Origin of the sequence: Mesorhizobium sp. M0898, from assembly GCF_040319695.1 — a bacterium.
Taxonomy (GTDB): Bacteria; Pseudomonadota; Alphaproteobacteria; order Rhizobiales; family Rhizobiaceae; genus Mesorhizobium.
Genome location: NZ_JAMYOE010000003.1, coordinates 346,412 through 369,783, shown reverse-complemented (window position 1 = coordinate 369,783; position 23,372 = coordinate 346,412). Strand labels below are relative to the sequence as shown.

At 62.7% G+C, this 23,372-nt stretch carries 28 protein-coding genes; 11 read left to right on the top strand and 17 right to left on the bottom strand.

What is annotated here, in order from left to right; all coding sequences use genetic code 11:
• Nucleotides 1–12 precede the first annotated feature (12 nt).
• From lspA to NKH90_RS07040, 4 genes are all read right to left on the bottom strand, one after another.
• Nucleotides 13–489 carry a signal peptidase II gene (lspA, locus tag NKH90_RS07055; protein ID WP_352454178.1) on the bottom strand — a complete coding sequence of 159 codons (477 nt, stop codon included), beginning with the start codon at nt 487–489 and terminating at the stop codon, nt 13–15.
• Between the two features lie 26 nt (nt 490–515).
• Entirely contained in the window at nt 516–1,379 is an 864-nt protein-coding gene (locus NKH90_RS07050) for a TrmH family RNA methyltransferase (RefSeq protein ID WP_352469423.1), read from the bottom strand.
• Entirely contained in the window at nt 1,380–2,441 is a 1,062-nt protein-coding gene (locus tag NKH90_RS07045; protein ID WP_352818310.1) for an RsmD family RNA methyltransferase, read from the bottom strand.
• A gap of 88 nt (nt 2,442–2,529) precedes the next feature.
• Nucleotides 2,530–3,015, bottom strand: a complete 486-nt coding sequence (locus NKH90_RS07040) for a DUF1772 domain-containing protein (protein ID WP_352818307.1) — start codon at nt 3,013–3,015, stop codon at nt 2,530–2,532.
• 107 nt (nt 3,016–3,122) lie between these two features.
• Between NKH90_RS07040 and NKH90_RS07035 the strand changes: the two genes are divergently transcribed.
• Together NKH90_RS07035 and NKH90_RS07030 are read left to right on the top strand one after the other, a co-directional pair.
• The gene (locus NKH90_RS07035) at nt 3,123–3,806 is read left to right on the top strand and encodes a helix-turn-helix transcriptional regulator (protein ID WP_352684488.1); all 684 of its coding nucleotides are present in this window, start codon (nt 3,123–3,125) and stop codon (nt 3,804–3,806) included.
• 86 nt (nt 3,807–3,892) lie between these two features.
• On the top strand, nt 3,893–4,261 hold the full coding sequence (locus NKH90_RS07030) for a VOC family protein (RefSeq protein ID WP_352469426.1): 369 nt from the start codon (nt 3,893–3,895) through the stop codon (nt 4,259–4,261).
• A 63-nt stretch (nt 4,262–4,324) separates the two neighbouring features.
• Here NKH90_RS07030 and lhpI read toward each other — a convergent pair whose 3' ends face one another.
• The 4 genes from lhpI to sppA all read right to left on the bottom strand — a co-directional run bounded on the left by lhpI (nt 4,325) and on the right by sppA (nt 7,048).
• Complete coding sequence (gene lhpI / locus NKH90_RS07025) at nt 4,325–5,293, bottom strand: bifunctional Delta(1)-pyrroline-2-carboxylate/Delta(1)-piperideine-2-carboxylate reductase (RefSeq protein WP_352818304.1); 969 nt, start codon at nt 5,291–5,293, stop codon at nt 4,325–4,327.
• Between the two features lie 52 nt (nt 5,294–5,345).
• On the bottom strand, nt 5,346–5,678 hold the full coding sequence (locus tag NKH90_RS07020; protein WP_352703040.1) for a LapA family protein: 333 nt from the start codon (nt 5,676–5,678) through the stop codon (nt 5,346–5,348).
• Nucleotides 5,679–5,725: 47 nt separating this feature from the next.
• On the bottom strand, nt 5,726–6,010 hold the full coding sequence (locus NKH90_RS07015) for an integration host factor subunit beta (protein ID WP_023675261.1): 285 nt from the start codon (nt 6,008–6,010) through the stop codon (nt 5,726–5,728).
• A gap of 81 nt (nt 6,011–6,091) precedes the next feature.
• Nucleotides 6,092–7,048, bottom strand: coding sequence for a signal peptide peptidase SppA (sppA, locus tag NKH90_RS07010; protein WP_352818300.1), 957 nt, complete (start codon nt 7,046–7,048; stop codon nt 6,092–6,094).
• Nucleotides 7,049–7,356: 308 nt separating this feature from the next.
• On the opposite strand from sppA, the gene lptC reads away from it, so the two are divergent.
• From lptC to ptsN, 6 genes are all read left to right on the top strand, one after another.
• Entirely contained in the window at nt 7,357–8,070 is a 714-nt protein-coding gene (lptC, locus tag NKH90_RS07005; protein WP_352818298.1) for an LPS export ABC transporter periplasmic protein LptC, read from the top strand.
• Nucleotides 8,057–8,665 (top strand): LptA/OstA family protein, encoded by a 609-nt coding sequence (locus NKH90_RS07000; RefSeq protein ID WP_292664963.1) that lies wholly within the window; start codon nt 8,057–8,059, stop codon nt 8,663–8,665. Before lptC ends, NKH90_RS07000 begins: the two co-directional genes overlap by 14 nt.
• Nucleotides 8,665–9,483, top strand: a complete 819-nt coding sequence (gene lptB, locus NKH90_RS06995; RefSeq protein ID WP_292664962.1) for an LPS export ABC transporter ATP-binding protein — start codon at nt 8,665–8,667, stop codon at nt 9,481–9,483. The genes NKH90_RS07000 and lptB overlap by 1 nt, the downstream gene beginning before the upstream one ends.
• Nucleotides 9,484–9,680: 197 nt before the next feature.
• The gene (rpoN, locus tag NKH90_RS06990; RefSeq protein ID WP_352469431.1) at nt 9,681–11,207 is read left to right on the top strand and encodes an RNA polymerase factor sigma-54; all 1,527 of its coding nucleotides are present in this window, start codon (nt 9,681–9,683) and stop codon (nt 11,205–11,207) included.
• Between the two features lie 291 nt (nt 11,208–11,498).
• On the top strand, nt 11,499–12,083 hold the full coding sequence (hpf, locus tag NKH90_RS06985) for a ribosome hibernation-promoting factor, HPF/YfiA family (RefSeq protein ID WP_023675267.1): 585 nt from the start codon (nt 11,499–11,501) through the stop codon (nt 12,081–12,083).
• Nucleotides 12,084–12,142: 59 nt separating this feature from the next.
• The gene (gene ptsN, locus NKH90_RS06980; RefSeq protein WP_023675268.1) at nt 12,143–12,607 is read left to right on the top strand and encodes a PTS IIA-like nitrogen regulatory protein PtsN; all 465 of its coding nucleotides are present in this window, start codon (nt 12,143–12,145) and stop codon (nt 12,605–12,607) included.
• Between the two features lie 91 nt (nt 12,608–12,698).
• On the opposite strand, the gene NKH90_RS06975 is transcribed toward ptsN, so the two are convergent.
• Both NKH90_RS06975 and NKH90_RS06970 read right to left on the bottom strand, forming a co-directional pair.
• A complete protein-coding gene (locus NKH90_RS06975) occupies nt 12,699–12,956 on the bottom strand; it encodes a BQ00720 family protein (protein ID WP_023675269.1) in 258 nt (85 codons plus the stop codon).
• A 63-nt stretch (nt 12,957–13,019) separates the two neighbouring features.
• Complete coding sequence (locus NKH90_RS06970; RefSeq protein WP_023675270.1) at nt 13,020–13,445, bottom strand: Hsp20 family protein; 426 nt, start codon at nt 13,443–13,445, stop codon at nt 13,020–13,022.
• 144 nt (nt 13,446–13,589) lie between these two features.
• On the opposite strand from NKH90_RS06970, the gene NKH90_RS06965 reads away from it, so the two are divergent.
• The gene (locus NKH90_RS06965) at nt 13,590–14,531 is read left to right on the top strand and encodes a nucleoside hydrolase (protein ID WP_352469434.1); all 942 of its coding nucleotides are present in this window, start codon (nt 13,590–13,592) and stop codon (nt 14,529–14,531) included.
• Between the two features lie 490 nt (nt 14,532–15,021).
• Here the strand turns inward: NKH90_RS06965 and NKH90_RS06960 are convergent, their stop codons facing one another.
• From NKH90_RS06960 to NKH90_RS06940, 5 genes are all read right to left on the bottom strand, one after another.
• Nucleotides 15,022–15,390 (bottom strand): hypothetical protein, encoded by a 369-nt coding sequence (locus NKH90_RS06960; protein ID WP_352469435.1) that lies wholly within the window; start codon nt 15,388–15,390, stop codon nt 15,022–15,024.
• Between the two features lie 52 nt (nt 15,391–15,442).
• Nucleotides 15,443–16,057 carry a LysE family translocator gene (locus NKH90_RS06955; protein ID WP_352469436.1) on the bottom strand — a complete coding sequence of 205 codons (615 nt, stop codon included), beginning with the start codon at nt 16,055–16,057 and terminating at the stop codon, nt 15,443–15,445.
• A gap of 103 nt (nt 16,058–16,160) precedes the next feature.
• On the bottom strand, nt 16,161–17,621 hold the full coding sequence (locus NKH90_RS06950; RefSeq protein WP_352469437.1) for an amidase: 1,461 nt from the start codon (nt 17,619–17,621) through the stop codon (nt 16,161–16,163).
• A gap of 6 nt (nt 17,622–17,627) precedes the next feature.
• On the bottom strand, nt 17,628–18,536 hold the full coding sequence (locus NKH90_RS06945; protein ID WP_352818293.1) for a ribokinase: 909 nt from the start codon (nt 18,534–18,536) through the stop codon (nt 17,628–17,630).
• 116 nt (nt 18,537–18,652) lie between these two features.
• Nucleotides 18,653–19,546 (bottom strand): methylated-DNA--[protein]-cysteine S-methyltransferase, encoded by an 894-nt coding sequence (locus NKH90_RS06940; protein WP_352453988.1) that lies wholly within the window; start codon nt 19,544–19,546, stop codon nt 18,653–18,655.
• Nucleotides 19,547–19,661: 115 nt separating this feature from the next.
• On the opposite strand from NKH90_RS06940, the gene NKH90_RS06935 reads away from it, so the two are divergent.
• The gene (locus NKH90_RS06935; protein ID WP_352469440.1) at nt 19,662–20,477 is read left to right on the top strand and encodes a class I SAM-dependent methyltransferase; all 816 of its coding nucleotides are present in this window, start codon (nt 19,662–19,664) and stop codon (nt 20,475–20,477) included.
• A 9-nt stretch (nt 20,478–20,486) separates the two neighbouring features.
• Here NKH90_RS06935 and NKH90_RS06930 read toward each other — a convergent pair whose 3' ends face one another.
• Nucleotides 20,487–20,981: a DUF2244 domain-containing protein gene (locus NKH90_RS06930; protein WP_023675281.1), complete on the bottom strand. Its 495-nt coding sequence runs from the start codon at nt 20,979–20,981 to the stop codon at nt 20,487–20,489.
• A 22-nt stretch (nt 20,982–21,003) separates the two neighbouring features.
• Between NKH90_RS06930 and nth the strand changes: the two genes are divergently transcribed.
• Complete coding sequence (gene nth / locus NKH90_RS06925; protein WP_352469441.1) at nt 21,004–21,831, top strand: endonuclease III; 828 nt, start codon at nt 21,004–21,006, stop codon at nt 21,829–21,831.
• 28 nt (nt 21,832–21,859) lie between these two features.
• On the opposite strand, the gene NKH90_RS06920 is transcribed toward nth, so the two are convergent.
• Entirely contained in the window at nt 21,860–23,371 is a 1,512-nt protein-coding gene (locus tag NKH90_RS06920; protein WP_352818289.1) for a tripartite tricarboxylate transporter permease, read from the bottom strand.
• Between the last annotated feature and the right edge of the window lies 1 nt (nt 23,372).

Below are 23,372 nucleotides of genomic sequence, written 5' to 3'. Positions count from 1 at the left end.
AGGCGAGTGAGGTCAATCGCTCGACGCTCCGCGCCGCCAGCCAATGAGTTCGTCGAAGACGACCAGCACCGCACCAACCGAAATGAAGGCGTCGGCGAGGTTGAAGATCGCGAAGGACCAGACCGGCGTATGGAACAGGACATAGTCGATGACATGACCGTAGATTGCGCGATCAATCAGGTTGCCGAGCGCGCCGCCGACGATCAGTGCGAAGCCGATGCGGGCAAGCAGGTGGCCGGGCGGCGTGCGGGCCGCAAGATAGAGCACGAAAGCGACCACCAGAACCGCGACGACCACCAGGCCGGTGTCGCCGAAGGACGAAAACAGCGAGAACGCGATGCCGGTGTTGTAGGTGCGGTACAGCGCCAGGAACGGAAGCAGGTCGAGCCGTTCCTGAAAGGCAAGACCGGTTTCGACTAGGTATTTCACCCACTGGTCGAGCGCTATCGCGGCGACGACCAGAAGAGCATACGGCCTCCAGGACTTCATGGTTTGCAGTTTCACGGTTTGAGATGTCACGATCTGGCGTCCTCCGGGCCGAGCTTCAGCGCGCCGCGCCGGATCTCGAACAGCATGACGCCGGTGGCCACTGCAAGGTTGAGCGAATCGGCGCGGCCGGCCTGCGGTATCCGCAGCAGTTTGTCGCAGCTTGCGGCAAGCTCGTCAGGCAGGCCTTGCTGCTCGTTACCCATCATCAAAAGCACCGGGCCCTTTGAAAAATCGACCGAGCGGTAGTCGACCGCACCCTTCAGGTGGGTGCCGGCGACGAGGCCGGGGAAGCTCGTTCGCCAGGCGAGAAAAGCTTCGGGCGACGCCTTGGCGACCGGCACGGCGAAAATCGAGCCCATGGTGGCGCGCACCGTTTCGACCGAAAAGGGATCGGTGGTCTCGCCGACCAAGATGACGCCCCTGGCCCCGACAGCGTCGACCGTGCGGATGACGGTGCCGAGATTGCCGGGGTCGCGGACGCGGTCGAGCGCCACCCAGACGTCGCCGTCACGGGCGCGGATGTCCTTCAACGGCAGGTATTTCTGCGAGAACACGCCGACGACCATTTGCGGATTGTCGCGGCGGGTGATGGCGACCAGCACTTTTTCCGAAACTTCAAGGACGGTGCCGCCGGCGGCGACCGTGCGCGCCGCGACCTTTTCAACCGCCGTATTGCCACGTCCGGCCTTGGCGAAGACCAGTGTCCTGATCGACCAGCCGAGATCGAGCGCGTCGATGACCAGCTTCAGGCCTTCGGCCATGAAGGCATTCTGCTGGTCACGGAATTTCTTCAGCGCGAGCGCCTTAATGTCCTTGACCAGCGGGTTGGCGAGGCTGGTGACTTCCTTCACCTGCCCTGGCGCGCCCGCGTGCCGTTCGTACGCACTCATTCAGGCCACCCAGCGCGAGAACAGCGAGGTCGAAAGCGCCCGACCGGCAGATTTCTCGCGGATGATCAATTCACCCGACTCGACCGTGCCGCCCATGCCGGCGAAGGTGTCGCGCATCAGGGCATGGATGGCGAAAAAAGAGGCGCGGATCGAATAGGCGGTCAGTACCACGGCGAGCGGCTTCGGCGTCAGGATCGTGCGGCAGATATCGGTCAGCGCCGGCAGGTCCTCGAACAGCTGCCAGACCTCGCCTTTCGGTCCGCGGCCATAGGCGGGCGGGTCGAACAGGATGATGTCGTAGCGGCTGCCGCGGCGCTCCTCGCGTTCGGCGAATTTCACGGCATCGTCGACGATCCAGCGGATCGGCTTTTGCGACAAGCCCGCCATTTGCTGGTTTTCGCGCGCCCAGCCGATCGCCTTCTTGGAAGCATCGACGTGGGTGACCTCGGCGCCGGCACGCGCCGCCACCAAGGAGGCAAGGCCGGTGTAACCGAACAGGTTCAACACCTTCACCGGCCGTTTTGCCGCCGCGATCAGTCCGGCCATGTGGTCCCAGTGCGGGGCCTGCTCGGGAAAGACGCCGACATGGCGAAACGAAGTGAAGCGGCCGAGATAATCTATGCCGTCATGCTTCATCGGCCAGGTCTCGCCGAGCGACGTCTTGGGAAAGCGCCAGCGGCCGATGCCTTCCTCGTCGGTATCGCCGGTGAAAATGGCGTCGGCGCGCTCCCAGTCCCTGGCCGGCAAAGCCTTTTGCCAGATCGCCTGGCCCTCCGGCCGAACGATGCGGTAGGGGCCGTATTGCTCGAGTTTTTCTCCGGCGCCGCTGTCGAGCAACGCGTAGTCCTGATTGGGGCCGACCTCGAGGATCAGCGGCAGATGTTCGGCAGGCAGCGCGCCATCGCGACGGGATAGAGGGCGCGGCGCGGCTTTCGGCTCGGACCGGTTCTGCAGTTTAGGCTCCGAACCGGCGGTCAGGCCGGCGTCGCGCCGCCGCGGCTGCTCCGCCCCGCCCTTCGGGGGCGGGCGGCTGTCGCGGCGTTTGTCGCGAAAAGGTTTCAAGAAGGCGCATCTCCGGACGGCGGCTCGCCGCTTCTGCCACAGCACATTGACCGGCGCAACAAAAGGGCTGCCGACGTGTGCAACCGGATCAGCCGCGCCTGATCGACAGCAGGCCGACTGCGAGCGCTATGAAACCAACGGCCTTGAAGCCGGTGACGACCATATGGCCGGTTTCCCAACTGCTCCGGATACTTTCGAAATTGTCCGGGATCGGTCCAGGCACCCAGGTGGCCAGGACATCGTTTGCCGGTTTGACCAGGGTAAACCACGCCACGAGGGCCATCAGATAAAGCACGGTGGCGGCCAAAATCCACCAGAATGCCGGGCGGTCGCTGCGCAGCATCCAGGCGAGAAGCCCCGGACAGCCGATCGCGGCCACGTCCAGCGGTGCGCCGACAATCGCGAAGAATTGGAACTGAGCGTTGAAGACAGTGGTTTCACGCCAGAGCGAAGGCGGCCAACTGGTCAGCCGCGGCACCGATTCCAGCACATGGGCGAAGGATGGTCCGAGGCTGAGCGCAGCGACGATGACGGTCAAAACCGACCAGAACAACAGGAACCCGCGCATATCCATAGTGGCCAGACAACGGCGTCAGGACGCAGACGTTCCCGTCCGCCACCCATGTCGCTTGCCGCCGAAAGCGCTGGGGCTCTATCGTGATTGAAACCAGGTCATGATTCATGTCCCGTGCTGAACGCCTGCTCGACCTGATCCAGATCCTGCGCCGGCATCGCCGGCCGGTCAGCGGCCGCAGCCTTGCGGGCGAAATGGGTGTGTCGATCCGCACGCTCTATCGCGATATCGCCACGCTGCAGGGGCAGGGCGCGCCGATCGAGGGTGAGGCGGGGTTGGGTTACGTGCTCAGGCCCGGTTTCATGCTGCCGCCCTTGATGTTCACCGATGAGGAGATCGAGGCGATCGTGCTCGGTTCGCGCTGGGTGGCCAAGCAGCCGGACTGGCGGCTTGCGAACGCCGCCACCGACGCGCTGGCCAAGATCGCGGCGGTGCTGCCGAACGATTTGCGCGAAGAGCTCGACGCCTCGACGCTGCTGGTCGGGTCGCGCACCGAGGTCACCGAAGGCATCGATCTCGGCGTGGTGCGGCAGGCCATCCGCGAGGAGCGTAAGCTGAGCTTTGTCTATCGCGACGCCGGCGGCGCTGCCTCCGAGCGCACCGTCTGGCCGTTCGCACTCGGCTTCTTCGACAAGGTGCGCGTCGTCGCGGCCTGGTGCGAGATGCGCCAGGATTTCAGGCACTTTCGCGCCGACCGGATATCCGGCCTCAATGCCACCGAGATGCGCTATCCGCGCCGCCGTCAGGTGCTGCTCAAAGAATGGCGGGCGACGCTCGACACGCCAAGCTAAGGCTGCTGCTCAGTTGAGACTGCTGCCAGAATCTGGCAGTGGCGTACGGTATGCTCCTCCAGTCGAAACGATCTGGAGACCAATTCATGACACCGCCCAATTTCGTCATCCTCTATGTCGACAAGCCTGAGCAAAGCGGCGCCTTCTATAGCGCGCTGCTTGGGCGGCAGCCGGTCGAGACCTCGCCGACCTTCGTGCTGTTCGTGCTCGACAACGGCTTCAAGCTCGGCCTCTGGTCGCGTCACACCGTGGAACCGGCCGCCGCGGCAGCAGGCGGTGGCGCCGAGATCGTCTTTGCGCTGGACACGCCGGAGGCGGTCGATGCCACCTACACCGATTGGGCCGGACGGGGTCTGAAAATCCTGCAGAGCCCGACCGACATGGATTTCGGCCGGACCTTCGTCGCGCTCGATCCCGACAATCATCGGCTGCGGGTTTATTGGCAAAGGGAGTAAGGCAGTAGGGCAGTAGGGGAGTACTGGCGCGGCGCCGCACGATCAGTGCGGTTTCCTACTGCCCTACTGCCCTACGCTTGCGCGATACACGCCAATGCCGGCGGCGAGGTCCTCGAGGGCTGCGCCGACCGACTTGAACAGCGTGATCTCGTCGTCGTTCTGCCGGCCTTTTTTCTGGCCGCGCGTGAGTTCATAAAGGTCGGCGACGATGGCTTCCGGCTTCAACACGCCGGATGCCAGCGGCTGGACGATGTCACCGGCTTCCTTGGTGGCGCCGGCGCGGGTGTCGACATAGACGCGGGCGCGTACGATCGCGTGGTCGTCGCTTTCGCGCATCGCCGGCGTGAAGCCGCCGACCAGATCGACATGGGCTCCGGGCTTCAACAGTGCCCCCTTGATCAGTGGCATGGTGGTGATGGTCGCCGACGATACGATATCGGCCTTTCCGAGTTCGGCGTCGAGATCGCCTGCTGCTTCGGCCGCAAAACCCTCGGCACGCAATTTTGCCGCGACCTTTTCGGCATTGGCCGGCGTGCGGTTCCAGATGCGGATGTTCTTGATCGGACGCACCGCCGAATGCGCCTTTGCAAGGAATGGCGACAGCGCGCCGGCGCCGACCACCAGCAGCCGCGATGCGTCCTCGCGGGCCAGATAGGAGGCGGCCAGCGCCGAGGCACAGGCCGTGCGCCACTGTGTCAGCCTCTGGCCATCGATTAAGGCCTGAGGCTCGCCTGTGGCGCCGTCGAGCAAGAGGTAAAGCCCCATCACCGCGGGCTTGCCGACGGCATTGTTGTCGGGCGACACGGTGACGATCTTGACGCCGATATGGCCATCGGCCGAGGTGCCAGTGGCGTTGAAGTCGGTCCAGGCCGGCATCAAAAGCAGGGTCGAGGCGGCGCCATCGGGCCGCTCGACCGTGTGATGGTGCCTGACCGGCTGCACGGCGCCATCGCGAAAAGCGGCGCGCAACGTCTCGACCAGCCCGGAAAAGGTCAGCGCGCGGTCGACCTCGGCGGCGGAAATGGTCAGCATGAAAGGCTCCGTGGAGAACTAGGCCGGTTGTGCTTCAGGCCCGAGCCGCGGCTCAGTTCGTCGGCTTCGGCAAGGCTGGGCTCTGCGACGCGGTGGGCGCGCGGCTGACCGCCTGACGCAGGTTCTCTGCCTCGGCGCCGCGCTGGCGCGCCAGCTTACGGTAGCGGCCCTGCTTGATCCAGGTCGCCAGGCTGCCGACGATCATGCCGATGGCCAGCGCCAAGAACAGGAAAATGAAGAGCGGCACGGTCAGCGTCAGCGCCGGATTGCCGGGATTGAACGGATCGAGCGTGAAGGCGACCGGTTCGCGGTTGGCGACGGCCAACGCAATCAGGATGACGGCCAGCGGCACGAAAACCACGATGAGGAGAAAGCGATTGAACATGTTTTTCCGTTCGGAAGAAAAGGCGGGAGCGGTGGCGGGCGCCGCGCCTATTTGCCTCCGTTCAGCCTTTCACGCAATTCCTTGCCGGTCTTGAAGAACGGCACCCATTTCTCCTCGACCTCTACGGATTCGCCGGTGCGCGGGTTGCGGCCGGTGCGGGCAGGACGATTTTTCACCGAAAACGCGCCGAAGCCGCGCAACTCGACCCGGTTGCCCTCGGCAAGCGCGTCGGTGATTTCATCGAAGATGGCGCTGACAATGTTTTCGACGTCGCGCAGGAAAAGATGCGGATTACGCGTGGCGATGATCTGCACAAGTTCGGATTTGATCATGAAAAGGCTCCCCGTAAAAGCAGTGCCGCCGAAATTATCAGAATGATTTTATTTGGTTTTTCACTCGTCCCAAGCGGTTCCTCAAGGGTGCCAGACGGAAACGAGACCGTCAAGAAACAAGCGGTCCGCTCCAATTTCGTGAAGGACGTCGCCGCCATGGCCGGCCAGGCCAAGCGCAGCACCGACGGTCTGCGCCATCGCTTTGGAGAACAGGAAACCGCCGCGTTTTTCCGTGTCCTTCCATTCCACCACCTTGAGCTTGGCATCGACACCCTTGCCTGCAAGCCAGTCGATTGCTTCGGCCTCGCCGCCGACCGCGTCGATCAATCTGTTGGTGACCGCCTGCCGGCCGGTGAAGATCGACCCGTCTGCGAGCGCCAGCACCTCCGGCTTGGTCATGTTGCGGCGCTCGGCGACGATGCCGACGAACCAGTCGTAGCTGTCGAGGATGAGCTTGCGGACCATGGCGCGCTCATCGTCATTGGTCGGCTTGAAGGGAGAAGGCGAGGCCTTCAAGGGCGAGGATTTCACCTCCTCCAGCTTGACGCCGAGCTTGTCCATGAGGCCGCTGACATCCGGGTACTGGATCAGCACGCCGATCGAGCCGACGATCGACGATTTGCGTGCGACAATATGATCGGCCGCAGTGGCGATCATGTAGCCCGCCGAAGCCGCGAGCGTGCCGACCTCGGCCACCACCGGCTTGTCGGCGGCGAGCTTGCGCACTGCCTCATAGATCGACTCGCCACCGACGGTGGTGCCGCCGGGTGAATCGATCGACAGGATCACAGCCTTGACGCGCGGCGACTGACGGATTGCCTCCAGCCGCTTGATGAGTTCTTCGTCTTCGGTGATGGTACCTTCGATCTTGACCTTGGCGATGTGGTCGACAGCCGCGCCGGTGAAGTCGTCACCATAGATCCATGCCGAGAAGGCGATTAGCCCGGCTGCTGCGACGATAATCGCCGCAACACGCCAGAATGTCAGCTTGCGGCGCAAGCGGCGGCGGTCGATCAGGTCGTCGGCTCTCAATGCCATGGTCAGCCTCGTAGTCGGTGGGAGCAGATGCTTTTAAAGCAACCATTCGCGGCCGGCTACCGTTTCCTGACGGCCTTGCGCCAAAGGCTGTCTTAGGCATTCGCGGCAAGCCTCAACCTGTCACGTTCTACAGGCTCTAACACTGTGCGCCCATATCTGGTATGAGGTACAGGCTGCGCTGGGGCCATTTTCATTGTACAGGGGCGGCTGTCACATTTTTGCGGTTTTCCTCGGCTTGTGCTTGCTTGAGGGCGCCGGCACCCCACCTATAGGGCGGCCTGGCGGGCAGGGGTTTAGAAGAAGCAGTCATGTTAGCGGGACCAATCGAACCGACCAACACCGAGACGGAGTTGGCTCCCAAGGCCGCAGGCCGGGCGCGGGTCGACGCGTTTGACGTTGCGCAGCGTCATTCGCGCCGGGTCCGTATCCTCAAGCTGGTCGTGCCGCTGGTCGCTGCTGTGATTGCGGTCGCGTTTCCGGTCTATTCCTATCTCATGGCTCCCGCTGCAATCGAGGTGCAGGCCGACGGCGGCGCCTTTGCCGATGGCAAGCTGGTGATGGCCAACCCCAAGCTCAACGGCTTCACCAAACAGAACCTGCCCTATTCGATGACAGCCCTGCGCGCCATACAGGATGTCAGCAAACAAGGCATCATCGATCTGGAAGGCATCAAGGCCAAGCTGCCGATTGCGGCCGACAACACGGCCGCCATCGATGCCACGCACGGCACCTATGATCGCGACGGCAACACGCTCAGCCTGACCAGCGATGTGACCGTGTCGACCACGGATGGTGTGGTGGCAAAATTCAAATCAGTCTATCTCGACATGGGCGAAGGCACTATGAAGACAAGCGAGCCCGTCGATGTCAGCCGCGGCGGGTCGCGGATCAGGGCGGATTCGATGTCGGTCCAGGACAATGGCAAGGTCCTGGTTTTCGAGAACAAGGTGCGCGTCGACATCGATCCCGCCAGTTTGAAGGCGGCAGAGGCAAAGAGCGGAGAGACCAATGCGGTTCAGTAGTTCGGCACGGCGCCTCGCCGCGATTTCGGCGTTGACGCTCGGGTTGCCCTTGGGGCTGACCTTCGGGACGGCGCCGTCGCTGGCGCAATCCAGTGCCACCAGCCAAATGTCCGGCCTCAGGCTGTCGGGCGACAAGCCTATCCAGATCGAAAGCGACAAGCTCGAGGTGCGCCAGGCGGAAAGCGTCGCGGTCTTCACCGGCAACGTCAACGTCGTCCAGGGTCCAACCGTGCTCAAGGCCGGCAAAATGACGGTCTATTACGTCAGGGATGCAGGCGCCGCTAAAGGCGCCCAGCCCGCGGGTGCCGCGGCAATGACCGGATCCGCCAACATCGACCATCTCGAGGTCGACGATAAGGTCTACATCAAATCGGACAATCAGGTTGCTACCGGCGACCGCGGCACCTTCGACATGAAGACCGAAGTGCTGGTGCTTTCGGGCAGCAAGGTCGTGCTCTCGCAAGGCGACAACGTGCTTGTCGGCTGCAAGCTTACCGTGCAGATGAAGAGCGGCCTTGCCCAGGTCGACGCTTGCGGCGGCCGCGTCATGATGTCGATCACGCCGCCGGCGAAGTCTGGAGCAGCGAAACCCTGATGACCGGTATATCGTCGCTGCTGGCGCGTCTTCCAGGGCGCGCCGCCAGCAAACTTGCGGCACCGGCCAGGGTCACCGTCGAAGCGGCAAAGTTCAAGGGAACCTTGATCGCCAAGGGGCTGACCAAAAGCTACAAGGGCCGCAAAGTCGTCAGCGGCGTGACGTTGGGCGTGCGCGCCGGCGAGGCGGTTGGGCTGCTCGGCCCCAACGGCGCCGGCAAGACGACCTGTTTCTACATGGTAACCGGCCTGGTGCCGGTCGATGAAGGCACCATAGAAATCGACGGTTTCGACGTCACGTCGATGCCGATGTATCGCCGCGCCCGTCTCGGCATCGGCTATCTGCCGCAGGAAGCCTCGATTTTTCGCGGCCTGAATGTCGAGCAAAACATCCGGGCCGTGCTCGAAGTCGTCGAAAAGAGCCGCAAGGAGCGTGAGCGCCTGCTCGACGAATTGCTCGAGGAATTCCACATCAGCCATCTGCGCAAGGCTCCGTCGCTGTCGCTCTCCGGCGGTGAGCGGCGACGCCTCGAAATTGCCCGCGCCTTGGCAACCCGCCCCGCCTACATGCTGCTCGACGAACCTTTCGCCGGCATCGACCCGATCGCCGTCGCCGACATCCAGCAGCTCGTGCGCCACTTGACGGCACGTGGCATCGGCGTTCTGATCACCGACCACAATGTCCGCGAGACACTTGGCCTGATCGACCGCGCCTACATCATCCATGCCGGCCAGGTGCTGACCCATGGTCGAGCCGACGAAGTGGTCGCAAATGCCGATGTGCGGCGGCTTTATCTCGGCGAGGGATTTACGCTCTAAGTGCGAAATTCCGGCTCGAGCGGGATTTCCGGCGTAGTCCAGCAGCTTTTTCTTCAATTTTCTGCCTGAAAACGCTCCGACAGGCGAGTTTTACCGCTCCTCGCCTTGACAAGCAAAAGCCGGGCCAGTTTCTATGCTGGCCTGGAAAATTCCTTCCAGCAGTGCGGGTGCGTAGACGGAGCGTTTGAAACCGAACCATGGCGTTGGCGGCAAAACTACAGCTACGACAGTCGCAGTCGCTGGTGATGACGCCGCAGCTGATGCAGTCGATCCGCCTGCTGCAGTTCACCCATCTCGAGCTGGAACGCTTCATCGACGACGAGATCGAACGCAATCCCCTGCTGGAACGCGCCGAACCGCAGGAGGACGCCGCCAGCGACCAGGCGCAGAAGGGCGACGCCGCATCGGAACCGGCTGCCGACGGCGACTGGTTCGAGGCGGAAACGGCATGGAGCGCCGAGGCGATCTCGGAAAAGCTCGATACGTCGCTGGAAAACCTGTTTCCTGACGATCCTGGTACGAGCGAGCGGCTCGGGCCCGACCTGACGGCACAATGGAAATCGGCGTCCGGCAATGGTTCCACCTCTTCCTCCGACGGCTTCGACGTCGCGGATATGGCGGCGGCGGCCATCACGCTGCGCGACCATGTCGGCGAGCAGGTGGCGCTCGCCTTTGCCGATCCGGCGGCGCGCCTGATCGCCGGCGAGCTTGCCGACGGCCTCGACGAGGCCGGCTACATGCGTGCCGATATGGCCGAGATCGCCGCCCGCCTCGGCGCGGACGCCACGGCGATGGCAACGGTCCTGGCGGTCTGCCAGACATTCGAGCCCGCCGGCATATTCGCCCGCGACCTCGCCGAATGCCTGTTGCTGCAGCTGGCCGTGCGCGACCGGCTCGATCCGGCGATGAAGGCGCTGATCGCCAATCTCGAACTCCTGGCACGGCGCGATTTCCAGACGCTGAAGCGGATTTGCGGCGTCGACGAAGAGGATCTGCTCGACATGCTGGCCGAGATCCGGGCGCTCGACCCACGGCCGGGAATGGCGTTTTCGCGCGGTGCCAGCGATGCGATCGTGGCCGACATCGAGGTGCGTGCAGCCAATGACGGCAGCTGGACGGTCGAGCTCAATGCCGAGACGCTGCCGCGCGTGCTGGTCGATCACATCTATTTCGCCCAGGTCACGCCACATGCGAAAAACCAGGCGGAAAAGGATTTCCTTGCCGAATGCCTGCAGAACGCCAACTGGCTCACGCGCAGCCTCGACCAGCGGGCGAAGACCATTCTCAAGGTGGCCTCTGAGATCGTGCGCCAGCAGGACGCTTTTCTCGTCCACGGCGTGCGGCACCTGAAGCCGCTCAACCTGCGCACGGTGGCGGACGCCATCGGCATGCACGAATCAACGGTCAGCCGGGTCACGGCAAACAAATACATGCTGACGCCGCGCGGTGTGTTCGAGCTGCGCTATTTCTTCACCGCCTCGATCGCTTCGTCAGGTGGCGGCGATGCGCATTCGTCGGAAGCGGTGCGCGACCGCATAAAGCAGCTGATCGACGAGGAGAAAGCCATCGATGTGCTTTCCGACGATGCCATCGTGGACATGCTGCGGGAAAGCGGCGTCGACATCGCCAGGCGCACGGTGGCCAAATACCGGGAAGGCATGAACATACCCTCTTCGGTGCAGCGGCGGCGTGAAAAACGCGCTTTGGCCAGCGCCGGCCGTTGATCTCCGGCGGAATTTCCACAGCTTTCGCCCTTCATTGACAAGCGGCGACGAAGTGGCTAGAAGCCCGCCCGCATGGGACGGGCTGGCGAGTGGATTTGAGTTCGCCGATGCCCGCACGAGAGATGGTCCGTCACGATGTAGGCCACGGGACGGCCAAGAAGGCGGCTTGTGATCAACCGGAAAGTTCGGATCTAAAATCGGCGCAAGTGACGCCGCAAAAGCTTGTGCGCGCGGACCACGAGTATAAACTCGGGACAGTTTGAAGCCTGAGCAAGGAAGGTCAGTTTTCAGATGACACTGCGCATATCGGGAAAACACATGGATATCGGCGATGCGTTCCGTACGCGCATCAACGACCGTGTCGGGGAAGTGATCGGGAAATATTTCGATCGGGGCTTTTCAGGGCAAATCGTAGTCGTCAAATCGGGGTCGCGCTACACGGCCGATTGCATGATCCGGCTGGACTCCGGTGCTTCGCTGCAGGCGACCGGCGATGCCCAGGATCCAACGCTTGCCTTCGATACCGCGGCGGACCGTCTGGAAACACGCCTCAGGCGCTACAAGCGCCGGCTGAAGTCGCACAATTCAGGCAATAGCAACGGCGAGCTCACCGACGTCGCCTATACGGTGATGGCGCCGCTTGCCGACGACGAGGAGGACATACCGGAGAATTTCGCGCCGGCCATCGTCGCCGAATCGACCATGACGCTGCGGACCATGTCGGTGGCGTCAGCGGTGATCGAACTCGACACCAAGGACAGCCCGGTCCTGGTCTTCCGCAATGCCGGAAACGACCATCTCAACATCGTCTATCGCCGGCCGGACGGGAATATTGGCTGGATCGACCCGTCCACGGCCAAGGTCGCGCAGGGGTAAAAACCAGCCGCACGCGAGCGTGGGGACTGGCGACGGCAGGCGAACAAGGGATTTCAAGCATGGATCTGAGCGATCTCGTCAGCGTTCCGGCAATCATGCCGGCGTTGAAGGCGAACTCCAAAAAGCAGCTGCTGCAATTGCTGTCCGAAAGGGCGGCGGCGATTTCCGGCATTCCGGAGCGAGAGGTGTTCGACACCATCCTGCAGCGCGAGCGGCTCGGCTCCACCGGCGTCGGCAACGGCATCGCCATTCCGCACGGCAAGCTGGCCGGGGTGAAGCGGATCGCCGGCGTTTTTGCCCGGCTGGAGACACCGGTGGACTTCGAGGCCCTCGATGATCAGCCGGTCGACCTGGTGTTTCTGCTTTTGGCTCCCGAAGGCGCCGGCGCCGACCACCTCAAGGCGCTGTCGCGCATTGCGCGGGTGCTGCGCGACGCCGACACGGTTGCCAAGATCAGGGGCACGCGCGACGCCGTAGCCATCCACGCGCTGCTGTCGGACACACAGGCCTCGCACGCCGCCTGAGGTTTTGATTAAATCCGTTGAAGGGCCGCCGTGAGCGGCCCTGTCCGTTTCCACCAGATCGCTGCGCCGTATTTGTCAGTGGATAACGACGTTAGTGGATAGCGACCGGGGTCAGATCGTTTTCCAGCGCGCCAGCCAGTGCCCGGTCGCGAGCGTCCGAAAGCAGGATCGGCTGGCCATTGGCGGCAAACAGGGCCCACAGTTCCAGCCCGGGCGCGATTTCGCCGAGGCCCGGGAAACGGCCGCGCAGATCGTCGCTCGACACTTTCCTGAGATAGGCGACAGAACCTTCGCCGAGATGGGCGAATTCGCCGCTGGTCATGATGATATTTTCGTTAGTTCTGGTCATTTCAAGCCTCCTTGCCGCGAGATGCCGCTCAAGGCCATCCCGCATGAGAGCTATCGGCAAAAATCAGTCTTTCACCGATATGTTTATTTTTCGTACCAGCCGTTCGGATTCCGGCCGATCGAGATCGATCGACAGAAGGCCGTTCTTCAATTCCGCCGCAATCACCCGCATGCCGTCGGCCAGCACGAAACAGCGCTGAAACTGACGCGCGGCGATGCCGCGGTGGAGGAATTCGCGCTCGGTGTCGTCGTTCTGACGGCCGCGCACGACCAACTGGTTCTCCTCCGTTGTGACATCGAGATCGCTTTCCGCGAAACCGGCGACGGCGAGCGTGATACGCAGCCTTTCGGTTTTGCCGTCGGCACCGCTGAGGCGCTCGATGTTGTAGGGAGGATAGCTGTCACCGGACTTTGCCAACCGCTCCAGCGTCTTTTCCATGGAATCGAAACCGAGGAGAAGCGGGCTGGAAAAAGGCGTCATTCGGCTCATGTTACAGTGTCCTCTCAAGAGCGACATAAAGTGGAAAAACCCGGATGGCATTTTTCCCGATGGTCTTGATATGGTCCGCCGCCCGGCAGACTTCAAGCCGTCACACGTCCCGCCCAAAAAGACTTGCCAAAACAAGGAATTGAAATGCCCCAATCCCGCAGGATCATCATCGACACTGACCCCGGCCAGGACGATGCCGTCGCCATATTGCTGGCGCTGGGCAGCGCCGAGCTGGAGATCGTCGGCATCACCGCGGTGGCCGGCAACGTGCCGCTGAAACTTACCGAAAAAAACGCCCGCAAGATCTGCGAGCTGGCCGGCCGGCCGGACGTCAAGGTCTATGCAGGCGCCATCCGGCCGCTGGCGCGCGAACTCGTCACCGCCGAGGAAGTGCATGGCAAGACCGGCCTCAACGGGCCGCAACTGCCCGAACCAAAGATGAAACTGCAGGACGAGTATGCGGTTGATTTCATCGTTGAGACGCTGATGAACGAGGAGAGCGGCACGATCACGCTGTGCGCGCTCGGGCCGCTCACCAACGTTGCGCTGGCGCTGATCCGCGAGCCGAAAATCGCGCCGCGCATCAAGGAAATCGTGCTGATGGGCGGCGGCTTCTTCGAGGGCGGCAACGTCACGCCGACCGCCGAGTTCAACATCTATGTCGATCCGCATGCTGCCGATGTCGTGTTCAAATCCGGCATTCCGATCGTGATGATGCCGCTCGACGTCACCCACAAGGCGCTGACCACCGCCAAGCGTACGAAGGCCTTCCGCAAGCTCGGCACCAGGGTCGGCACGGCCACCGCGGACATGCTGGAATTCTTCGAACGTTTCGACGAGGAGAAATACGGTACCGACGGCGGCCCGCTGCACGATCCTTGCGTGATCGCGTATCTGCTGAAGCCGAAGCTGTTCAAGGGGCGCAACTGCAATGTCAGCGTGGAAACCGCCTCGGAGCTCACCATGGGCATGACGGTGATCGACTGGTGGGGGGTGACCAAGCGGCCGAAGAACGCCATGGTGATGCGCGACATCGACCATGATGCGTTTTTCGCGCTGTTGCTGGAACGGCTGGGGCGGCTTTAGGGCTGCTCAGTAGTTGAGCAGGCGGTAGGTGGTGGTACCGTCCTGGCGTTGTTGTTCTTCGATCGAGACTTCCGATCCAATCATGTGGGGTGTTTCCACCTCACCATCGACAAATATCCGAGCGTTGCCCTCATAGAGGCGGACTTCATATCTATAATAAAGTCCATGTCCGACGGAACCCCTCGGATTTAGAGGCATCGTCGCAACATCTTCGACGGTGCCTCCTACGAGTTGTGTGCCAGTGATCGGACTGTTCTGCCTGGTTACAATCGGCACAGCGATCGCGAGAGCGAGCGCACACAAGATTGTGATGCCAACAACTCTGTCGCGAAACTCTTCCCGAAGCAAAAGAATGCGGGTTCTAAGAGAAAGATTTGCCGGCCCCATACCTTAGAGTTGAGTAGCATAGGGGCTTTGTTCAAGAGCGATTCCCCGAAAAAGCCATGTCACTCGCGTCACCTTTGAAAACAGCTTATCGATCGATCGTCGTTCAATTTGCAAACCGGTAAAAGACGAAGCCATTGTCGCGCGTGACGCGCTCGATGCCTACGCGCGAGCCGATCAGATGCGGGAGGTCGTCGTAAACGAGGACCGTCGAACCGTTCTCAAGGACCAGCAGATATTGGATATTGCGCCCTTTACCCTGTCCACTTTTGATCGTCGCATCGACCGGGTCGACCGATCGGATCGGACTTGCGTCATTCGCCCATTTGTTCAGAGCCGACGGAACCATCGCCGCGAACAAAGCGATGAACAGGATCACGCCAAACGCGTTCCTTTTCAAATCCGCGTAACTCCACGGCATAGACATGAATCCCCAACTGTTGATCCATGTGGTGGCCTGAAGGCCGACTTTCAATCGGCTTTCCTATTCCAGGATGTTGCTGTTGGCGTCGCCGGGCTCGCGGCCGTTACTTCGCCTTGGAAAAGGCCAGCCACAGGCCGCCGCCGACCAGGAAGCTGCCGCTGATCCTCGACAAGAGCTTGAGGCGGCCGGCCGACAGCAGGCGTCCGGCGCGGCCGGCGGCCAGCGCGTAGGTCGAATCCGAGACTGCGGCGAAGATCATCGCGGTGAGACCCATGACGCCGATCTGTAGTGCGTAATTGCCTTCGGGAGCGATGAACTGCGGAAAGAAGGCGCCGAAGAACACTAGCGTCTTTGGATTGCTGATCGCCACCAGCAGGCCCTGCAGGAAGAAGCCGCCACGTGGCCTTTTTGCCGTTCCGTCGGCGTTCAGCTTGCCTTTCGAGCGGAACATCTGCACGCCCATCCAGATCAGGTAGGCGGCGCCGATCAGCCGGACCCACTCGAACCAGTGGCCCATGCCCGCGATCAGCGAAGTCAATCCGATGCCGACGATGGCGATCATGATGGCTAGCCCGGCCTGGGTGCCGGCGACATTGGCGAGCCCTGCGCGCGAGCCATGGCGGATGCTGTTGGCAATGATCAGCGTCACCGTCGGCCCCGGCACCAGGATGATGACGATGCAGGCGACGACATAGGTGGCGTAGAGTTCCAACGACATTTTTTCCCTCCACAGATGCCGCTCGTGCGGCGCGCTGTCGCGATCAATGCATGGCGATGAGTTGCGTGCAAGCCGGCGAGGCGCCGACAATGCGGAGTTGATTTCAGCAGGCGCCGGCCTGCCATGGCAGCGTTGTCTCATAGGCGGCAGCCGCCCTCAGCACGGAGAGGTCACCGCGCGGCCGCCCGATCAATTGCATGCCCATTGGCCTGCCCCTGGCGTCGAAGCCCGCCGGTACGTTGACCGCCGGGCAGCCGCCCAGCGTGGCGAGCGCTGAGACCTGCATCCAGCGGTGATAGCTGTCCATGGCACGCCCGGCCACTTCCCTTGGCCAGTGGGTGACGACATCGAAGGGAAAGACCTGTGCGGCTGGCAGCGCAATCAGGTCGAAACGCTCGAAGAGCGATAGCAGTATTCGGTGCCAGGACGAGCGCCTCACCGTGGCGGCATGGATCTGCGGCGCGGTGAGGCGCAGTGCATGTTCCACCTCCCACACGGCCTCCGGCTTCAGCAGGCTGCGTTTCGAGGGATCGTCGTAATGCGCCTTGAGCGCACAACCGCTGCTCGCCTGCCGAAGCGTTACAAATGCCTGCCACAGCGCTTCGAAGTCGCATTCCGGCATCAGCGGCTCGGCCTCGAAGGATACACCCGCGAACCGGCCGAGTGCTGCCTCGCAAAGCTGTAGAATGCCTGCTTCAACCGGCAGATGACCTTCGAGATCGCCGAGCCAGGCGATACGCCCGCCGGCCGCCGGCGTTTCCACCCCTTGGAGAAACGAGCCTGGCTTATCATGCGACAGCGGCGCGCGAGGATGGTAGCCGGCCTGCACGTCGAGCAGCAGCGCCATGTCCCGCACCTTACGCCCCATCGGCCCTTCGACGCCCATTTGCGCAAGAAACACATCAAGGTCAGGGCCGGCCGGCACCAATCCCTGCGATGGACGGAAGCCATAGACATTGTTGTAGGCAGCGGGATTGCGCAGGGAACCGCCAAAATCGCTGCCATCGGCAACGGGAACCATGTCGAGCGCCAGCGCGACCGCCGCACCGCCGCTCGAGCCGCCGGCGGTCAGCGCCGGGTCAAATGCGTTGAGCGTCTGTCCGAACACGGTGTTGTAGGTGTTGGAGCCGAGCCCGAATTCGGGAACGTTGGTCTTGCCGATGATGATCGCGCCGGCCTTGCGGACGCGCTCGACGAAGAAGTCGTCTTCCTCAGGCACAAAATCGGCGAAGATCGGCGAGCCGAAGGTGGTTCTCAGGCCTTTTGTCAGCGCAAGATCCTTGATCGCGATCGGCAGGCCGAACAGCGATCCGGTATCTCCACCTCGCGCCAGATGAGCGTCAGCGCTGTCGGCCTCGCGCAGGATGTCGGCACGCTCACGCAATGAAACGATAGCGTTGACCAGCGGGTTCACCGCCTCGATCCTGTCGAGGAATGCCGCGACCACTTCGCGCACCGAAAGCTGCCGGCGCCGGATCTTCCCGGCAAGCGCCACGGCAGACAGGCGGCAGATGTCGCCGGCGGGCGGCACCGCATGCTTGGTCGTCGGGCGCATGGCTGTCATCCGGCTTCAGCCTGTAGATTTCTGCAGAGCGGCATCGACGTCCCTGGCCAGCGGGATGGCCGGCTGTGCACCGGCTTTCAGGCAGGCCAGCGAACCGGCTGCGGCAGCGCGGGCAAGCGCCTGGTCGAGCGGCAGGCCGGCTGCCAGCCCGGCTGCAAAATAGCCGCAGAACGTGTCGCCGGCGCCGACCGTATCGAGCGGACTGATCTTCAGCGCCGGAACCATCAGGAGATCGTCCGGCGTTGCCGCCAGAACGCCGTCCGCGCCAAGCGTGACGACGATGGTGCGGCCGGTTCTCGCGGCATAGTCGCGCATCCGTGCCGGGCGGTCGCGGCCATTCAACGACAGCGCCTCGCCATAGAGGTCGAACTCGGTTTCGTTGGCGACGACATAGTCGGCCTTGCCGAGGAAGCCGGCCGCGTCGCCATGGAAAGGGGCGGTGTTGAGCACGGTGATCGCGGCGGCTGTCCTTGCCGCGTCGAGTGCTGCCTCGACGGTCTGCAGCGGGATCTCCAGTTGCAGCAGCACGACGTCGTCGTTTTTTACGAAAGCCTTGGAAAGGTCACCCGGCACGACCGAATCATTGGCGCCCGGCACAACGGCGATCACGTTCTCGCCGTCGGCGCCGACCATGATCAACGCGGTACCGGTCGAGGCAAAGGTCTCGCCGACGCCGGACAGGTCGATCTTGCCGTCGCGCAGCAGCGCCAGAGCGTCGCTGGCGAAGCTGTCCTTGCCGACCGCGCCGACCATGCGCACCTTGGCGCCGGCGCGGGCGGCGGCCAGCGCCTGGTTGGCGCCCTTGCCGCCGGGGGCAGTAGCGAAACCGGAGCCGCGCACGGTCTCGCCGGGACCGGGCAAGCGGTCGACACTGGCGATGAGATCGAGATTGATGGAGCCGATGACGACGATCAAGAAGTGCCTCCCGCTAGCGCATACCACTCTAATTGCGCGGGAAGCTACTCCGTAAGATCGCTGCTTGTCACCCTAGCGGTCCTTGCATCGCTCCAATCGTTCCATTCGTTGGCTATTCAAGAAGAGACCTGTCCCGCCTCCCAGCCGAGGATGGCGCGTTTGCGGGTCAGACCCCAATGGTAGCCGGTGAGTGCGCCGGACTTGCCGAGAGCCCGGTGGCACGGCACGACGAAGGACATCGGATTGGCACCGACCGCGGCACCGACAGCCCGGCTGGCACTCGGTGCGCCGATGCGCGCCGCGATCGAGGAATAGGTGCAGGCCTGGCCCATCGGAATGCGCAGCAAGGCCTCCCAGACACGGACCTGGAAGTCTGTGCCGATCATGACAACGCGCAGCGGCTGGTCGGCGCGCCACAGCGACGGATCGAAGATGCGCGCGGCATAGGGTGCCGTCGCCGCCATGTCCTCGACATAGGTCGCATTCGGCCAGCGGCTGGACATGTCGGCAAAGGCCGCACGCTCGCCGCCGGGGTCGTTGAAGGCGAGGCCGGCGAGGCCGCGGTCAGTCACCATGATCAGCGCGATGCCGAAAGGCGAGATATGATAGCCGTAGCGGATGGTGAGCCCTGCGCCGCGGGTCTTGTAATCCCCCGGCGACATCGCTTCGTGGGTGACGAACAGATCATGCAGCCGGCCTGGGCCGGACATGCCGAGTTCGAACGAGGTTTCAAGCAGCGGCATGCCGGCATCGAGCAGCTTGCGCGCATGATCGAGGGTGACGGCCTGCAGAAAAGCCTTGGGCGACAGGCCGGCCCAGCGGGTGAACAGCTTCTGCAGCCCGGTCGGCGTCTCGCCGACCTCCTCGGCCAGCACTTCCAACGAAGGCTGGTCGCGATAGTCGAGGCTGATCTTTTCGATGGCACGACGGACGATTTCGTAGTCTCCACCTTCAGGCGTGATGTCTTTCTGAAGGATTGCTGTCGTTTTGAGAGGCATTTGGGCGTTCATGGCAGTATCTCCTTGAGTGCGAATATCGTCCTTCGCGGCGCCGATCACCACCCGAAACTTGCTTTCCCGCGGCATGTACCCAGATAGAGCTGGGCTTTGAATGGGGAGGACGGTCGTGGCTGGTGAAAAAGTAAACCTGACCGGGGCAAAGGAGACTTTGCTTTTGACACTTTACGGCAAGGCGCTGGAGAGCCGGCTGCCCAATTCGCTGCTCAGGGACTACTTTGCCGACGAGGCGGTGCGCAACATCGACTATGATTTCTCACGGCTCAAGGTCGACAACAATCTCGGCGTCGGTCTAGCAATCAGGGCAAAGACGCTGGACGTCTGCGTTCAGGACTTTCTCGCCCGAAATCCTGACGCCATCGTACTGCATCTCGGGTGTGGGCTCGATACGCGCGTATTCCGTATCGATCCGCCAGCCGGCGTGGACTGGTTCGACGTCGACTATCCCGAAGTCATCGACCTCAGGCGCAAGCTCTATCCCGTGCGGGATCACTACCACCTGATCGCTTCGTCGGTCACCGAACCGGGATGGCTGAACGAAGTACCTCGGGATCGCCCGGCCATAGTCGTGGCGGAAGGCCTGACTCCCTACCTGGGCGCCGAAGAGGGGCAGCAACTGTTTTCTCGTTTGGTGGGACATCTTTCGAGCGGCGAACTGGTTTTCGATGCCTATAGTCGCCTGGGCCTGAAGATCATTCGCCTCAATTCCTCCTTCCGCGCCACCGGTGCCGAGGTCCATTGGAGCATCGAGAACCCGCATGAGTTGGAGCGAGCCGTTCCGAAGCTGCGGTTCGTCGAGGACATCCCTGCCTATAAGCCGGAACATGCCGCTCGCATGCGCTGGTTCGCGAAACTGTTTGTTCGCCTTTGGAAATACATTCCAGCATTGCGCAAGATCGGCAGGCTGTTGCGCTATCGGTTCTGAAACGCTGGCTCAGCGCGCCTTAGCGGCTGCCAGAGCGCGCGAAAATGCGGTGGCAAAACTCTCGCGGTCGGCGGGGTTGAGAAAGCCGCCGATCGAGACGGTTTTTCCTTGCGCCTCGACCGCCATTCTGGTGATGCCGATCTCGGCGTGGCGGGCGATCGAAAAGCGCGCCCAGAACGGATTGAAGCGGTGTGCTTCCGATTTGCCTGACGGGGCAGTCTTGCGGATGTCGAGGCTGGTGCGCGACACCGATACCTCCTCGCGAGCCCGGGCGGCACGATAATTGGCGCGGAAGGCGATGTAGACGGCGATCACGTCGAGGCCGAAGAAGCCGAACACCGGCCAGGCGCCGCGCGACAGAAAAAAAGCTCCGGTCACCAGCCAGCCGAACAGCAGGGCGCCCATCAGTATGGCAAAGCCGGTCTTGCCCAGCGACCGGTGCGGTGTCAGCAGCGCCTGGAAAAATGGCTCGTCGGCCTGAAATGAGGCGTTTGTGTCGCTCATTGGGGAATATTATAGGAAGGCAATGACAAGCCCCAAGCCCAAAAACTCTTCTGCGCTAAAAAAAGACCTGTTGCCCGGCCGCCGCGACGGCTCGAACGCCAAGCGGCGTCCGCGGCCCGCAAGATCGCGGGCGCTTTACAGCGCGGCCGAGGTGCATGAGATTTTCCGGCGCTTTTCCGTTCAGCGGCCGGAACCGAGGGGCGAGCTCGAACATATCAACGCCTTCACGCTGTTGGTGGCGGTGGTGCTTTCGGCTCAGGCGACGGACGCCGGCGTCAACAAGGCGACGCGGGCGCTGTTCAAAATTGCCGACACGCCGCAAAAGATGCTGGCGCTGGGCGAGGCCAAGCTCGGCGACCATATCCGCACCATCGGGCTATGGCGCAACAAGGCCAAGAACGTCATCGCGCTGTCGGAGGCGCTGATCCGCGACCATGGCGGCGAGGTGCCTGAGGATCGCGATCAACTGGTCGAGCTGCCGGGTGTCGGCCGCAAGACCGCCAACGTCGTGCTCAATGTGGCATTCGGCCAGCATACGATGGCGGTCGACACGCACATCTTCCGCATCGGTAACAGGCTCGGCCTGGCGCCGGGCAAGACGCCGGAACAGGTCGAGCAAGGTTTCCTGAAGATCATTCCGGATGAATATATGCGGCACGCGCATCATTGGCTGATCCTGCACGGCCGCTATGTCTGCAAGGCGCGCAAGCCGGATTGCCCGGCCTGCGTCATCGCCGATATCTGCAAGGCCAAGGAAAAGACGACCAGCGTGCCTGCACCGCTGGTGGAGATCGCGCCGCTCGGGCCAGGAGAAGCGGCTACTGAGTCAGTGCCCGGCAAGCGACTGTGAAGTTCCTCGCATGTGGCGCCGTCCACGTTCAGGAACTCTCTTCGACAAACACCTCCTCGCGCTTCTTCTTGACCGCGGGGAGAAACACGATGACGAGCACGGCAAGCGCGATGAGGAGCAGGCTGGCGCTGATCGGCCGCGTCACGAAGGTGCTCGGATCGCCGCGCGAGAGGATCATGGCGCGGCGCAGGTTTTCCTCGAGCAGCGGGCCGAGCACGAAGCCGAGCAGCAGCGGCGCAGGTTCGCAGCGCAGCTTGGTCAGGAGGTAGCCAAGCAAGCCGAAGAAGGCGACGGCATAGAGGTCGTAGACGTTGGTGTTGACGCTGTAAACGCCGATCGAGCAGAACGCCATGATGATCGGGAAGAGCACGTAGTAGGGGATGGTAAGAAGTTTCACCCAAAGCCCGATCAGCGGCAGGTTCAAGATGATCAGCATCAGATTGCCGATCCACATCGAGGTGATGATACCCCAAAACAGCGCAGGCTGTTCGATGGCGACATTGGGGCCGGGCACGATGCCCTGGATGATCATAGCGCCGATCATCAGCGCCATTACCGGGTTGGCCGGAATGCCGAGCGTCAGCATCGGGATGAAGGAGGTTTGGGCGCCGGCATTGTTGGCCGATTCCGGTCCGGCGACGCCTTCGATGGCGCCCTTGCCGAATTCCCCGGGATTTTTCGAGACACGTTTTTCGACGGTGTAGGAGGCAAAGGCGGCAAGGATCGCGCCGCCTCCCGGCAGGATGCCGAGCGCCGAACCGATGATCGTTCCGCGCACGATGGGAGCCGCCATGCGCCGAAAATCTTCGCGGGTCGGCATAAGGCCGGAGATCTTTCGGATCAGCACGGAACGCTCATGCTCGTTTTCGGGGTTGCGCAGTATCTCGGCGACGCCGAAGACACCGACCGCCACTGCGACGAAATTCAGCCCGTCGGCATATTCGCGGATGCCGAGCGTGAAACGGGGTGTACCGGTGTAGATATCGGTGCCGACAAGGCCGAGCAGCAGGCCGAGCACGACCATGGCCAGCGCCTTGACGATCGAGCCGTGGGCGAGCGCGACGGACGAGACCAGACCGACAATCATCAGCGAAAAATACTCGGCAGCACCGAATTTCAACGCTATCGCCGTCAGCGGCGGGGCAAAGATGGCGACGAGGAAGGTCGACACCGTGCCGGCAAAGAACGAGCCTATCGCCGCGGTCGCCAGTGCCGCCCCGGCGCGGCCTTTCCTGGCCATCTGGTAGCCGTCGATGGCGGTGACGGCCGACGAGGATTCGCCGGGCATGTTGATGAGAATAGCGGTAGTCGAGCCGCCATACTGCGCGCCGTAATAGATGCCGGCGAGCATGATCAGGGAGGAAACCGGATCGCCGATCTGGAAGGTGATCGGCAACAGCATGGCAATGGTTGCGGTGGCGCCGATACCGGGCAGGACACCAATCAGCGTGCCGAGAAGGACACCGATCAGGCAGAAACCGAGGTTTGCCAAAGATGTGGCCGTCGAAAAGCCGAGTGCGAGATTGTTGAGGAGTTCCATT